Below are 14,822 nucleotides of genomic sequence, written 5' to 3' on the forward strand. Positions count from 1 at the left end.
TTTTAATTAAAATAAGTTTGCAAATATCTTTACTGTTTTTGAGTGCAATGTTATGACAATGTTATGTTTTATTGTTAAAAATGAAGGTCAAATCCAAGTCTAAAGGTAATGTTATCTTCGTTACCGCTTACAGTTGTGTAACTTAAATCTGTTTGTACTTTTAGTTTGTGTCCAACAATGTATCTAGATCCTCCTAAAGTGTACTGATCTGTCGGTAAGTTTCCGGTTACAGCATCATAAGTTAATGTAGTGTATCTAGCTGCAATTTCATAATTACTTTTAAATAAATAGCCTGCTTGTAAATTTAGGGCTTTACCAGTTAAAACAATATCTCCAGTTGGTGTTGTACCATCTGTGTCAATTGCTATAGGTTGATCGGCCTCTCTATTAGCATATTCTCCCATAAATGAAAATCCTTTGTATTTAAACATAACATCTGCAAAAATAGTAGATATGTTGGTTTCATACAATGTACCATCACTTTTAAACATGTAGTCGCCTAAACCGCTTCGTTCGCGTACAGCGTTTTCGTTAAAATTATAAGTAAAACCTAACATTAATTTAGGTTTAGATTCTCTTTTTAAATCTGCTTGAATATAGGCTCCTTTAGATTGAAACTTACCAAAAGGTAAAAACTCTAAACGACCTGTATATTGTAGACCACCTTCGTTACCTTCCGAGACATTACGACCTTCGCCTTGAGAAATAGCTAATTTTTGACGCATTAAAAAATTACCTCCTAAGTTTGATGTGCGACGTAATTGTAATCCTAAGTCACGATCAATATTAAAACGACTGTTTAATAAAGAACGATCAATTAATTGCAAATTTGCGGATGACACAACACGCTCTACATTACCAGGTAATTTTGTTTGTCCAGCCCAAAGCTCCCAATTATCAGCAAATTGCCACATAATTACAGCATCTAAAATATATCTAGGTGTATTACGATTAAATTGGTTTGCACCAGAAAGATCTCTGTTAGATAAACCTAATTCTATTTTGTATTTTAATTTTGGACTGTAGGCAAAACCATCAAACTTTAAACGTGCACGTCGCACAATAAAGTTGTGTTCTGGACTAGTATATTGCGACCCATCATGATCCCAAGAGGATATAGATCTAACCTGAAAGCGAGGTGCAAATTTTATACTAAAAGAACTGTCCTTTGCTATAAAATTAATTAGTCCTTTACCAAAGGACGTATCACTAATTTCTTGAGCACGCACAGTTAAGGTTATGCACAATAATAGTGCAACAGATAAAATAAGTTTCATTAAAAGGTATTAGTTTTTGTCGCTGCAAAGAAATAACTCTAATGTTAACTTAATGTTTCCTAAGTATTAACCTTATAAAATTAATAAAAAAAGACTGCTTTGGCCAAAAGCAGTCTCATTAGAAATCATAATAATGTAGTCGACAAAAACTAATAGATTATATGAAATGCTAATTGTGTTGTCTTAAGACACCAACAAATATCACCACACAAAGTGATTTTAATGTAACCCTAATATTATGTAATTATTAAGGATTATTATGTTAATTTAATTTGTTTAACGATTGTTTTTCAGTGCTTTATAATTCCAATGTTAATTTAATGTTACGTAAATGTTGCATAAATGTTATGAATTGTGTATCTTTGAAGTATAATGTTAAAACCCATAATTATGAAGAAATCAATTTTAGTTTCAATTGCTTTTTTATTTACTGTGGTTTCTTTTGCTCAAGACAAAAGGGATTTAAAACTTAATAAAAACACTAACTTAATAGAAGTTGTTTATTATCACGACAATGGAGTTGTAAGCCAAACAGGAGCTTATACGACAGATGGTAAGTTACAAGGTGAGTGGTTAAGTTTTGATACAGCAGGCAAGAAACAAGTTTCAGCAAGTTATGATAATGGTAAAAAAGTCGGCAAGTGGTTTTATTGGAATGATACCACTCTTAAAGAAGTAGATTATACTAATAACAAAATTGCTAATGTTAGCGAGTGGGAAGTAAAAAATCCAGTAGCTACTAGTAATTAAGTTATTATATCAAAAAAAAAGCCTTGCATTTGCAAGGCTTTTTTTTTGATATATATTTTGGTTTAATTGATTGTCCAACCAGCTCCCCAAGTTGTGTAATCTGTTCCAGTTGCAGAACCTTCTGCAGTATAAAAGTCAGCATCTGTGAAAGTTACAGTAGTATCATTTTTAACTTTAGTTAAAACGTCAACAAAAGTTACTCCTGTTACCTGAAGATCGTCACTTACAACTCCGTTTCCTGTGTCAGCATCATCTAAATCAAAACCTTCAGCATATCCTGTAATCATTATGTTGCTAAATATACCTTGTGTACCAGCTCTTAATCTAACCGCTTCTGATGAGTTAGCTGAACCTTCTCCAATAATAGATACATTATTTAAAGTTGGCTTAGAAAATATTCCTGTAGCATTACTAAAGTCTGTATTGTAACCATCAGCTTCTATTGCTTTATCGTCTGATGCTCTATTAGAGATGTATACATTATTTAATGTTCCAGAAAAACCTTCAGTCCAGTCTACAGAGTCATCTTCTGCATTGATTACAGAGATGTAGCTTGCATTAACTGTTCCTCCAAAAAATTCGATTCCATCATCTTTTCCTGCAAAAGCCTGGATGTAGTTTACAGACGTTCCGTTACCTACACCATAAAAAGAGAATCCGTTATTTTCAGATTGTCCATCTGCTGCACCACCAGAATACTCAACACGTACATAGCTTAAAGATCCAGAATTGTCATTAGCAGTATTTCCTCCGTAAGGTAAACTTGCAATCTCTGAAGTTGCAGTGTTTGTTCCTGTAACAGAGTTGATAGGTGCTTTTCCTAATAATATTAATCCTCCCCAATCTCCAGCAGCAGGACTTGCAGCATCAGATGTAAAAACAATAGGACAATCAGCAGTACCATTAGCTATGATTTGTGCACCCTGAGATATTGCAATATATACATCTGCTCCAGATGATAATGCCTTAATAGTCATACATGGTGGAATAGTTAAAGTGGTTCCGCTTGCCATGATTAAAGATCCATTTAACTTGTAAGTGTTGTTAGCGTCTAATGTTAAATCTTCAGTATAAGTACCAGATAGGAAAATAGTTGAAGGGTCCGTTGAACCTCCTCCAGACGTATTATTGGTTACACTATTGTCGTTAATTACAATATCAGATGTGTCATCAGTTGAGCAAGAGAATACTGTTGCTGCTAATGCTAAGCCTAAAATTATTTGTTTTTTCATTGTTTTTAGTTTTTTAGTTGTACTATGTTTTTGTGTTATGTTTATTAAAATTTATATTTAAGTTGAAGTCCTATATTCATACCTCTTTTATAATCTGTAACACCTTTTCCGTTTGCAGATACTACTAATACATCGCCTTGGTTTTGGTCTTCTCTAACGTATTGAATAGTTGGGTCTAAAAGGTTTTTAGCGCTTAAGTTGATTTCAAAATTATCATTGATTGTGTTTTTCCAGATAAAGTCTAATGTTGGTACGCTTTTTTCTACAATGTTTCCTAAATCACCAGAACCCAATGCGTCGATACGGTCAGAGAAGTATGAAAAGACTAAGTTGGCAACAGGCTTGTAGTTTTTAAATGTTGGAGAATAGCTGATGTCTGCATTTAGAATAAATGGTGAAGCACCTTGTAATTCATCTTCGGTTTTATTGAAAGCTAAATCAAAAGTACCATCTATGTTGTCATATAAATCTTGTTTAGTTTTCATGTAAGTGGCATTAACTCCAAATGATAAATTGGTGTTTTGATCTGCGTCCACTAATAGGTCTTTTCTTAATTCAACTTCAACACCATAAACAGTTGCTTGATCTCCTGTTCTTACATAACGTTGTGTTCCTGTAGCGTCACCTACTACCACTAGGTTGATTGGGTTGTCAATTTGTTTTGTAAATGCACCTATAGAAAAGATTTCGCTTTTACTAAAAAACCACTCATATTTTAAATCAATATTTAAAACTTCAGAGTAACCAAGTGCATCTGGATTACCACCTATACGAGTTGATACGTCTTCGTAAACAAAAGGAGCTATTTCTTTAAACTCTGGTGTAGATACTGTTTTACTTGCAGATAATCTTAGGTTTTGATCATCCGTTAGGCTGTATTTAATGTTTAAACTTGGTAAAATAAATGTTTCTTCAGATACTTTAGAGTCTACACCATTGTTTCCTAAGTTGATCACGTTATAATCAATACTTTGCTCAAAGTTTTCTAATCTTACGCCTGGTACAAACAACCATTTTTCTCCTGCTTTAATTTGGGCATCTACATATCCAGCATAAATATTAAGCTTTCCATTGTAAGTGTTTTCAAAAAGTCCAGGTCTGTTAGTATTAGAAAGTGTTGGGTAAGGTTTTAGTACTTTAATTTCGTATAAACCGTTTGACGATTCAGTAAGATTTAAGTTGTCAAGATTAAAAACTGAATCAAAGTTGTTTACATCTGTTATTTGATAATTACTATCAACTATATCGTAACCGTATCTAACATTATTAAATTGTCTTGTTTTGTTACGACCATTGTATCCAAAGTTAAACTTAAGATTGTCATTAACTTCGTAAGCTAAATTGATGCGACCGTTATATTCGTCATCTTCAATTTTTTGAAAGTAACGTTGGTTATCAAATACTACATTGCTGTAAAAGGTTGGGTTTGTTGTAGGATCATTATCTAAAGCATAATCATAGTTTTCTACACTAAAACGCTTACGGTCTGGTTGATCAGAAAATACTTTGTTGTATCCAAATCCCCAATCTAATTCAAAATTACCCGATTTATGATTTCCTATTAATTGATTGACAAACATTTTTGTTTGATCAAATTGTATGTTTTGTTGGTAAAACCCTTTATCTGTGTTTAGGATGGCATCTCTGCTTCTTCCATTACCATCTGTTCCATAATATCCAACTTCGTCAGAAGAGCTATTAATAAATACAGAATTAAAACTTAGGTTATTATCAGAGTTTATTTTGTAATTAATATTAGCCATAGCTGTTGAGGTTGTAGAATACTCATATTCTTCAGCAGCTTCAAATGCTTTTTTCTCCACTGTAGAAAAATCTACTGACCTACCTTGTCTGTATTCGTAGTTGTTTTCAAATCCACCAGTTACAAAAAAGCTTAATCTAGAACCGTTTTCAAAATTAAAAGAGCTACCACCTGATGCACCATAAGCCACATTTATTGGTGTGTCTACAGCTACAGGATCTACACCATGAGATAATATAATTGCAAATGGATTATGCTCATTTCTACCATAAAAACCAAAGTAACCTGTACCTTCACTACGTACAAAGTTTTTGTCAATAGCATTAGTGTTAAAGCCACTACCTGTAAAAGCAGTTGCAAAGCTACCACCTTTATGTTCTTTAGAAGTGATATCTACATTTCCAGCAGCAAAGTCTCCGTAAAATTGAGAAGCATAAGCTTTACTTATCGACACGTTTTGAATAACGTCTGATGAAAATAGATTTAAATCAATGTTTTTCTTGTTAACATCATTAGATGGTAATGATAATCCATTCATAGTTGTGTTAAGGTATCTGTCTCCAAGACCTCTTACATATACGTTGCTTGATCCTTCTTGCTTAGATACACCAGATATTTTGGCAACAGCACCAGCAGCATCACTAACTCCTTTTCTTGATAATTCTTCTGCACCAATACTTTGTTTGATTTCGACCGCTTTTTTCTGGTCTAACAGCAATGCAGTTTCACTTTCACGCTTGGTAGTAACCGTTTCTAAAATTACTTCGTCTAAAGACGCAGCACTTGCTCCCATTGCAACATCAATTGTTGTTGTTTTTCCAGCTTCCACTGTAGCAGCAATAGTTTGTGTTTGGTAACCAACAAAACTAAATTCTATATTATACGCACCTGGCTTAAGGTCGGTAATTTGATATTGACCATTATCATCAGATGTTGTACCTATAGTAGTGCCTTTAATTAAGATGTTGGCAAATGCTAGCGGTTCGTCGTTAAATTCTTTATCAGTTAAAGTTCCTGATATCGAACCATTTTGAGAATAAGTTGCGATGCTAAATAAAGCAAAAAGTAAGTATGTTAAATTTTTCATTTTGACTATTAAAATTCTTGGTGCAAAGAAACCTTGATGTTGTAAAGTCAAGGTTAACTGCAGATTAATAGTTAGTCACCAAAAAGTTAGCTAAAGGTTAACAGGGTCGTTTTGGTATCACTTTTTGTAAACATTAAGTTAACATTAGAAAGTACTTTGCTTTATTTTTCAAATAGTTATCTTGCAATACTAAATTTTGTATATGAATTGGGAGCAATTACTATCGTTAAAGCGCTTTGGCGACACTAATAAAAGATTAAGAAAAGAACAAGATGAGACCAGATTAGGTTTTGAAGTAGATTATGACCGTGTCATTTTTTCGTCAGAGTTTAGAAGCCTTCAGGATAAGACGCAAGTAATACCATTGTCTAAAACAGACTTTGTGCATACACGATTAACCCATAGTTTAGAGGTTAGTGTTGTGGGACGCTCTTTAGGTAGAAAAGTTGGACAAAAAATTTTGGAAAAGCATCCACATCTTCAAAATATACATGGCTATTTGCCCAACGATTTTGGTGCAATTGTAGCTTCAGCAGCATTAGCACATGATATAGGTAATCCGCCTTTTGGGCATTCAGGTGAAAAAGCAATTGGCGAATTTTTTATTTCTGGTGAAGGACAGTATTACAAGCATGATTTAACCGATAGTCAATATCAAGATTTATGTGATTTTGAAGGTAATGCAAACGGTTTTAAAATTGTTACGCAAAGTCGTGCAGGAAGAGAAGGTGGTTTAAGATTAAGCTATGCTACGCTAGGCGCTTTTACTAAATACCCCAAAGCCTCATTACCTAAAAAACCAACTCAACATATTGCAGATAAAAAGTATGGTTTTTTTCAAACCGAAAAAGAATCATTTAAAGACGTTGCAGAAGAGTTAGGTTTAATTCCAAGAGGTGATGCTGCCAACTTAAGCTACTCTCGTCATCCTTTAGCTTTTTTAGTTGAAGCTGCAGACGATATATGTTATACAATAATAGACTTTGAAGACGGAATTAATCTAGGATTAATTGAAGAGGAGTATGCGTTAGAATATCTTATTAATTTAGTTCGAAACTCCATTAACACTAATAAATACCATAAGCTAACTAATACTAAGGATAGGGTAAGTTATTTACGTGCATTAGCTATTAATACATTAATTAACGAAGCAGTAACCATATTTATGGATAACGAAGAAGCTATACTTAACGGTCAGTTTAGTATTAGCTTATTGGATAAAAGTAAGTATGAAGCACAAATCAATGATATTATAAAATTAAGCATTAATAAAGTGTATCAATCTAAAGATGTAGTAGATAAAGAAATTGCTGGTTACCAAATATTAAATTCATTATTAAATACTTACAGTAAAGCTGTCAATAATACTTTTTTAGGAAAAGCTACTAATTATGATAAGCTAATAATGAAAGGTTTACCGTCAACATTAGACTTTAATACAGATAGTTTGTATGTAAGATTGCTAAATGTATGTCATTATGTGTCTTTAATGTCTGATAGTCAAGCAATTATTGAATACAGAAAAATAAAAGGGTTTAGTTTATAATTTGTATTTCTTGTAATAAAATGAATTTTTAACAATAAAACTCTTAAAAAAATATTAAAAACCGGTATTTTTATGCTCTTAAAAAAATAAAATGAAGAAGAAAATTATTATCCTAACGTCATGCGTTTTAGTATGTCTTGCTTTTTTTACCCTAACTAAAGTAAAAAACTCTGAAATTTCTGAGATGGCTAACGCTAAAGAAATTCACAAAAAACATTTAGAAAATAGTCCTTTTAAAGACGTTTTAAAATTAACTAAACCAGAAAGAAAAGCTGCTGGATTAACTCCTAACAAATACTACGAACAAGAATGGGAGTTAACAATGGATCCTATTTTAGGAAGACCAACAACAGAAAATCTTAAACAAATTAGAGAGGCTCAACAAGCTAAAAGACAAGCCTTTTTAGCTTCAGGTAGAGTACCTGGAGATGCTATTGATAATAGTTGGACAGAAAGAGGTCCTAATAATGTTGGAGGTAGAACAAGAGCTATTATGTTTGATCCTAATGATACAACTAACCAAACCCTTTTTGCAGGTGGAGTTAGTGGAGGTTTATGGAAAAACACTAATATTTCTGACGCTAATTCTAGCTGGACTAGAATTGATATTCCAGAAAATTTAGCAGTTAGCTGTATCACTTATGATCCAAATAATACTAACATTTTTTATGTTGGAACAGGAGAGTCTTACGTTGGAGGAGATGTAAATGGAGATGGCGTTTGGAAGTCTGAAGATGCAGGTACAACTTGGGCTAAAGTTTTAGGAGGTATCTCTGGACCAACAACAGCACAAACTATTATAAATAATATTACGGTTAATGCGCCAAGCAGTATTGCTGGAGATTATATCTCTAATCCTACAAGCATTTTTGGAGGAAGTATTGATACTGTAATTACAGCCGAGTTTATTTTAGCGGATGGATCTGTACCATTTACAGGTACTAACGGTCAAACATCCAATAATCCTAATGAAGGTTGTGGACCATCAACTATAGATATGACTGGAAAAATCGCTTTGATAAGAAGAGGGGTTTGTACATTTATTGAAAAAGTTAAATCAGCACAAGATGCTGGAGCAATTGGAGCTATAATAATGAACAATGTGGATGACGCATTAATTAATATGTCAGGAGATGATGACTCAATTGTAATTCCTGCAGTTATGATATCTCAAGCAGATGGAGATCTTATTGAAGCAGCTATTAATGCAGGTACTGTAACAGGGTCTTTAAATCCGCAAATTGGTATTTTAAATGGTAATTTAGTTCCAGGAATACAATTTATAAACGATATTAAAGTAAGAGATAATAATGGTGTTTCAGAAGTGTATGTAGCAGCAGGAGATAGTTTTTATGGAGCAGCAAGTACAGCAACATTTTTGACAGGTCCAGAGTTTGGATTATATAAATCAATTGATAACGGTACAAATTGGAACGAAGTAAATTTACCAACAACAACTTTAGGTAATAAGTTTTGTCCAAACGACATCGAAATTGGTGCAGATAACAAAATTTGGTTATCAACCACGAATAGTACAGTTTTTGGTGATGGTGGAGGAAACATCCTTAACTCTACTGATGGTGTAACGTTTACAGTTAAACGTACTGTTCCAGATGCTACTAGAACGCAAATAGCGGTTTCGTCATCTAATGCAGATGTGGTTTACGTATTAGCACAAGGTAGTAATGCTGCAGCTCCAGTTTTAATGGAAAAAACAGTTGACGCTTTTACAAATAACTTAACAATGAGTTTGCCTAACGATGCAGATACTGGTATTCCAGCAAATGACTTTACAAGAGGTCAGGCGTTTTACGATTTAATGTTAGAGGTAGACCCTAATAATGACCAAACTATATTTGCAGGAGGTATTGATTTATTTAAGTCAAATAATGCAGGTGCTAACTGGAGTCAAATCTCTAAATGGTCAAATAATAATAACCTTGCAAGTTTAAATATTTCTTTAGTTCATGCAGATCAGCATGCAATGACCTTTGCAAATGGATCATCAACAGTAGTTGCTTTTGGTAACGATGGAGGTGTTTATTATTCTGCAAATGCAGGATCAAATACAACGTCAAGAAATAAAGATTTTAACACCTCGCAATTCTATACGGTAGGTGTAGCTCCAACAACAGCTTTTACAGGAGATTATTTTGCAGGAGGATTACAAGATAATGGAACACAATTATTTGAAAATGCTAGTCCAAATCAAACAGATGCTACGATTGAAGCTTATGGTGGAGATGGTGCTTTTACATTTTTTGACCAAGACGGAACAGATCAATATTTTGTAAGAAACTACGTGTATAATTCAGGGATTAACGTTTATAATTTTGCAACAAGTTCTAATGTTACCATTAACAATGAAACTGCTTCAAATGGAGCGTTTATAAATCCTCAAGCATTAGATTCTAATTTAGATATTTTATATTCTAATTACTCGTCAGGAGGAAATAGTATTATTAGAAGATATTCTGGGATTAAATCTCAGTCTACACTTCAAGCAGCAAGTTTAACAGATCCGTTATTAACAAGCACACCAACTGCGTTTACAGTTTCTCCTTACACTACAACGTCGTCAAAAGTATTAGTTGGTACAATTCTAGGAGATGTGTTTTTAATAGAAAATGCAAATTTAGCCACACCAACATTTACTAAATTAGATCCTTCAAATGTGATTTTTGGAAGTGTTTCTGATGTAGAATTTGGAGCTACTGAAAACGAAATTTTCTTAACTATTCATAATTATGGTGTAGAGAGTATTTGGTATTCTAACGATGGTGGTTTGGTATGGCAAGCTAAAGAAGGAGATTTACCCGATATGCCAGTTAAAGCAATTTTACAAAATCCTTTAAGTCCTAACGAAGTTATTATTGGAACAGAATTAGGCGTTTGGTTTACAAATAATTTCTCTGATGCTAATCCAAACTGGAGTCAAGCTTTTAACGGAATGTCAAATGTTAAAGTAACAGACCTAGATTTAAGAGATGATAATATGGTGTTTGCTTCAACTTATGGTAGAGGAATCTTTTCTGGAGAGTTTAAAATTGATGCAAATGGTGACGAAGATGGTGATGGTGTTCTAAACGGAGTCGATAATTGTGTTAATACAGCTAATGCAGATCAAGCAGATGCAGACGGAAACGGTATTGGAGATGCATGTCAAGATACAGATGGTGACGGAATATTAGATATAAATGATAACTGTCCATTAATAGCGAATCCTGGTCAAGAGGATGCAGACGGAAATGGCGTTGGAGATGCGTGTCAAGATACAGATGGTGACACTATTTTTGATGATGTAGATAACTGTATAACAGTGTCAAATACAGATCAGCAAGATACTAACGGAAACGGAATTGGTGATGTTTGTGATACTAGTTATACTAATGCAGACAATATTGCTTTACAAATTATTTCAGAAACTTGCGATGGTCAAGATAATGGAAAAGTAGTAGTTACGGTTAATGAAACTTATGTGGATTACGTTGCAACTTTAGTAGGTAATGGATTAAACTTATCTCAATCGTTTACTAATGACACCTATACTTTTGAAGATTTACCTGTTGGCTCTTACACAGTTTGTGTTTCTGTAGATGATATTGCAATAGATTACGAGCAATGTTTTGAAATTAATATAGATGAAGCTGGTGTAATAGAATTGCAGATTGCTAATAACAATACTCTTAATTCAGATACTACCAATGTAGAAGTTAGTAGAGGTACAGCTCCATTTACAGTATTATATAACCAAGAAGTTATCATGATAACTTCTGAAACTAATTTTGATTTAGATCTTGTTGGTAATGGAGAGTTAGAGATAAAAACAGCAAAAGCATGTGAAGGTACTTTTAGAAAAACAATTCAAAATGCGATAAGTTTAAAAGCTAGTCCTAATCCAGTAATTGATAATCTTAAAATAGCAATTCCAAGTTCAGATTCTAAATCTACAATCGGAATTCAAATTTATGACGTTACAGGTAAGTTAGTACTTAATAATAATTACCAAAAAACTAGTGCAAATTATATTCAAGTTCCTTTTGCTAATCTAAATTCAGGAATCTATTTTATTAAAGTAGATTTAGATACTCCAGAGGTTTTAAAAATTATAAAAAAATAAAGAAAGATGAATAAGATATTTAAATTAATACCTGTATTAGCAATAACAGCATTTTTTAGTGCGTCTTGCAGTAGCAGTAGTGATGATGGAGGAGGTGCAGCTCCAGCGGTACCAAATACTGCTCCAACAGCAGTCTCAAATTTAGTGTACCCAAGTTCAGATTTGTTATGTATAGATAGTAACATTACATTTGAATGGGCTGCAGCAACAGATGTAGATAATGATGTTTTAGAATATACAATCAGAATTGCAACAGATAGAGACCAAACTAACATCGTAGCACAACAAACAACCACTAATACTTCAATAACAATCCAATTAGGAGCAGGAACAGCGTATTATTGGAACGTTATGGCTTCAGATGGCGAGGATAATGCAGCAGCATCACCTACCTTAGCATTTTATACCGAAGGTAACGGAGTGGCTAATTATGCTCCATTTACAGCAGCATTAAATGCACCAGCTTTAGATGCTTTTGTAGCTGCAGGAACAACAACTTTAGATTGGACAGGTTCAGATGTAGATGCAGGAGATACATTAACTTATGATTTATATTTTGGGACTTCTACAAATCCTGCTGTAAGTCAATTAGATTTAGCAACATCAACTTTTGATGTAACTACTGTTGCGGCTACAACATATTATTGGAGAGTGGATACTAAAGATAATAACGGAGTAAAAAGTATTGGTCAAGAGTGGTCGTTTACAACAAATTAATACACTATTTACCTTATAATTTTAAATGGCAGACTAATTTTTTAGTCTGCCATTTTTTTTAGTAATTCACTTAGACTTTTAGAGTCAAGCTGAATAGATTGTTGCAATTCTAAAACGGTTCCGTGTTCAATAAACTGATCCGGAATCCCTTTTAGGATTACCGTATTTTTATAATTATGTTTTGCTGAAAATTCAGCTATTGCACTACCAAATCCACCTATAACTGAAGCATCTTCAATAGTAACAATAGTCGTATGTGTTTTAAATATTTTATGAAGCATATCTACATCTAATGGTTTTACAAATCGCATGTCGTAATGAGAAAATGCTGAGGTGTCTTCCATGAAATCGAATGCTTCAGTAACATTTTTAGCCATATTACCAATAGAAAGAATTGCGGTTGTTGTCCCTTGTTTTATGCATTCACCTGTACCGATTTCAATTTTAGAAAACGGTTGCTGCCAATCTAAATTTTGACCACGTCCTCTTGGGTATCTAATAGCAATGGGCTGTTTTAAACCCAACTGTGCAGTGTACATAATGTTACGTAACTCGACTTCATTTCTTGGTGCAAAAATTATCAAGTTAGGGATGCAACGTAAATAAGATAAATCGTAAACACCATGATGTGTTGCTCCATCTTCACCAACCAATCCTGCACGATCCAAACAGAAAATGACAGGTAAGTTTTGTAAAGCAACGTCATGTATCACTTGGTCATAGGCACGTTGTAAAAAGGTTGAGTAGATATTACAAAACGGAACCATACCTTGTGTAGCCAATCCTGCAGCAAAGGTAACAGCATGCTGTTCTGCAATTCCAACATCAAAGGCACGCTCCGGAATTTGCTCCATCATGTATTTTAAAGAGCTTCCTGTTGGCATTGCTGGTGTAATCCCAATTATTTTTTTGTTTTGATGCGCTAGTTCAACAATAGTATGTCCAAAAACATCTTGGTATTTTGGAGCTTGTTTTATGTTTGATTTTGGGTTTAGCTCGCCAGTATCTTTATTAAACTTTCCTGGAGCATGATAAGTGACTTGGTTTTCTTCGGCTTGACGTAACCCTTTTCCTTTGGTGGTTATAACGTGCAAAAACTTTGGGCCTTTTACGTTTTTTAAACGCTTTAATTCTGCAATTAATAGTGGTAAATCGTGCCCATCTATTGGTCCAGAATAGTCAAAATTTAAAGCTTCAAAAATATTGTCTTGTTTTTCGGTACCTTTTTTGACGTTGGTTAAGTATTGTTTCAAAGCACCAACACTTGGGTCAATACCAATAGCATTGTCGTTTAAAATAACTAATAGATTGGCATCTGTAACACCTGCGTGATTTAAGCCTTCAAAAGCCATTCCGCTTGCTATAGAAGCATCGCCAATTACTGCAATATGTTGTGTGTTTAAATCGCCTTTTAATTTAGAGGCAATTGCCATACCCAAAGCTGCAGATATAGAAGTAGAGGAGTGTCCAACACCAAACGTATCAAAGTTGCTTTCTGACCTGTTTGGAAAACCGCTTAAACCACCAAGTTGTCTGTTGGTTTCAAAAGTATCGCGTCTACCAGTTAAAATTTTATGTCCATAGGCTTGGTGTCCAACATCCCAGACCAACTGGTCTTTTGGTGTATTAAATACATAATGAATTGCAATAGTTAACTCTATCACACCAAGACTTGCGCCAAGATGTCCTTCTTTTGTGGCTACAATATTGATAATAAAATCACGAAGTTCTTTAGCAATAATAGGTAAGTCGTCTTGTTTTAAAAGACGAAGCTGTGTTGGGTTTTGTATTTTATTAAGGAATTTAGTCATTGCTTTACAAATGTAGTACTTGAAATTGTATTTTTGATTTTTAATAGTCAACTTTCTGATATGATAAATCCATACGACGATACTTATTTTATGAAAAAAGCACTTCAGGAAGCGGAAGAAGCTTTTGATAAAGGCGAAATTCCGGTTGGTGCTGTAATTGTTATTAAAGACCGCATTATTGCTAGAGCCCATAATTTAACCGAGCTTTTAAATGATGTTACTGCGCATGCCGAAATGCAAGCCATTACAGCTGCTGCCAATTTTTTAGGTGGTAAATATTTAAAAGATTGTACGTTGTATGTCACTTTAGAGCCTTGTCAAATGTGCGCAGGTGCTTTGTATTGGAGTCAGATTTCTAAAATTGTTTATGGTGCAAGAGATGAGGATCGTGGTTGTATTGCATTAAATACAAAGCTACATCCTAAAACTAAAATGGAAGGTGGTGTGTTAGCTGAGGAAGCATCAGCTTTATTAAAACGCTTTTTTGTTGAAAAACGAAACTTAAATTAATAAACTGTGT

At 33.7% G+C, this 14,822-nt stretch carries 9 protein-coding genes; 5 read left to right on the forward strand and 4 right to left on the reverse strand.

Going from position 1 to position 14,822, the window contains the following annotated elements:
- Positions 1-74 precede the first annotated feature (74 nt).
- Positions 75-1,277, reverse strand: a complete 1,203-nt coding sequence (locus tag JM82_RS14995) for a porin (protein WP_145005875.1) — start codon at positions 1,275-1,277, stop codon at positions 75-77.
- A gap of 390 nt (positions 1,278-1,667) precedes the next feature.
- Between JM82_RS14995 and JM82_RS15000 the strand changes: the two genes are divergently transcribed.
- Complete coding sequence (locus JM82_RS15000) at positions 1,668-2,027, forward strand: toxin-antitoxin system YwqK family antitoxin (RefSeq protein WP_145005878.1); 360 nt, start codon at positions 1,668-1,670, stop codon at positions 2,025-2,027.
- A 62-nt stretch (positions 2,028-2,089) separates the two neighbouring features.
- On the opposite strand, the gene JM82_RS15005 is transcribed toward JM82_RS15000, so the two are convergent.
- Together JM82_RS15005 and JM82_RS15010 are read right to left on the reverse strand one after the other, a co-directional pair.
- Entirely contained in the window at positions 2,090-3,259 is a 1,170-nt protein-coding gene (locus tag JM82_RS15005; protein WP_145005881.1) for a multidrug transporter, read from the reverse strand.
- A gap of 44 nt (positions 3,260-3,303) precedes the next feature.
- A complete protein-coding gene (locus JM82_RS15010) occupies positions 3,304-6,108 on the reverse strand; it encodes a TonB-dependent receptor (protein WP_145005884.1) in 2,805 nt (934 codons plus the stop codon).
- Between the two features lie 202 nt (positions 6,109-6,310).
- On the opposite strand from JM82_RS15010, the gene dgt reads away from it, so the two are divergent.
- From dgt to JM82_RS15025, 3 genes are all read left to right on the forward strand, one after another.
- Positions 6,311-7,654, forward strand: a complete 1,344-nt coding sequence (gene dgt, locus JM82_RS15015; RefSeq protein WP_145005888.1) for a dGTP triphosphohydrolase — start codon at positions 6,311-6,313, stop codon at positions 7,652-7,654.
- A gap of 91 nt (positions 7,655-7,745) precedes the next feature.
- Positions 7,746-11,774 (forward strand): thrombospondin type 3 repeat-containing protein, encoded by a 4,029-nt coding sequence (locus JM82_RS15020; RefSeq protein WP_145005891.1) that lies wholly within the window; start codon positions 7,746-7,748, stop codon positions 11,772-11,774.
- A 6-nt stretch (positions 11,775-11,780) separates the two neighbouring features.
- On the forward strand, positions 11,781-12,491 hold the full coding sequence (locus JM82_RS15025; RefSeq protein ID WP_145005895.1) for a hypothetical protein: 711 nt from the start codon (positions 11,781-11,783) through the stop codon (positions 12,489-12,491).
- Between the two features lie 41 nt (positions 12,492-12,532).
- Here the strand turns inward: JM82_RS15025 and dxs are convergent, their stop codons facing one another.
- On the reverse strand, positions 12,533-14,302 hold the full coding sequence (gene dxs / locus JM82_RS15030; RefSeq protein ID WP_145005899.1) for a 1-deoxy-D-xylulose-5-phosphate synthase: 1,770 nt from the start codon (positions 14,300-14,302) through the stop codon (positions 12,533-12,535).
- 60 nt (positions 14,303-14,362) lie between these two features.
- On the opposite strand from dxs, the gene JM82_RS15035 reads away from it, so the two are divergent.
- Positions 14,363-14,812 (forward strand): nucleoside deaminase, encoded by a 450-nt coding sequence (locus JM82_RS15035; protein ID WP_145005903.1) that lies wholly within the window; start codon positions 14,363-14,365, stop codon positions 14,810-14,812.
- The last annotated feature ends 10 nt before the right edge of the window (positions 14,813-14,822 follow it).

It is taken from the genome of Olleya sp. Hel_I_94, from assembly GCF_007827365.1.
Taxonomy (GTDB): domain Bacteria; phylum Bacteroidota; class Bacteroidia; order Flavobacteriales; family Flavobacteriaceae; genus Olleya.

Excerpts from the sequence above, each read along its gene's own strand:
- JM82_RS15005 (WP_145005881.1), bottom strand. The coding sequence starts at position 3,259 with ATGAAAAAACAAATAATTTTAGGCTTAGCATTAGCAGCAACAGTATTC.
- dxs (WP_145005899.1), bottom strand. The coding sequence starts at position 14,302 with ATGACTAAATTCCTTAATAAAATACAAAACCCAACACAGCTTCGTCTT.
- dgt (WP_145005888.1), top strand. The coding sequence starts at position 6,311 with ATGAATTGGGAGCAATTACTATCGTTAAAGCGCTTTGGCGACACTAAT.
- JM82_RS15035 (WP_145005903.1), top strand. The coding sequence starts at position 14,363 with ATGATAAATCCATACGACGATACTTATTTTATGAAAAAAGCACTTCAG.
- JM82_RS15010 (WP_145005884.1), bottom strand. The coding sequence starts at position 6,108 with ATGAAAAATTTAACATACTTACTTTTTGCTTTATTTAGCATCGCAACT.
- JM82_RS15025 (WP_145005895.1), top strand. The coding sequence starts at position 11,781 with ATGAATAAGATATTTAAATTAATACCTGTATTAGCAATAACAGCATTT.
- JM82_RS14995 (WP_145005875.1), bottom strand. The coding sequence starts at position 1,277 with ATGAAACTTATTTTATCTGTTGCACTATTATTGTGCATAACCTTAACT.
- JM82_RS15020 (WP_145005891.1), top strand. The coding sequence starts at position 7,746 with ATGAAGAAGAAAATTATTATCCTAACGTCATGCGTTTTAGTATGTCTT.
- JM82_RS15000 (WP_145005878.1), top strand. The coding sequence starts at position 1,668 with ATGAAGAAATCAATTTTAGTTTCAATTGCTTTTTTATTTACTGTGGTT.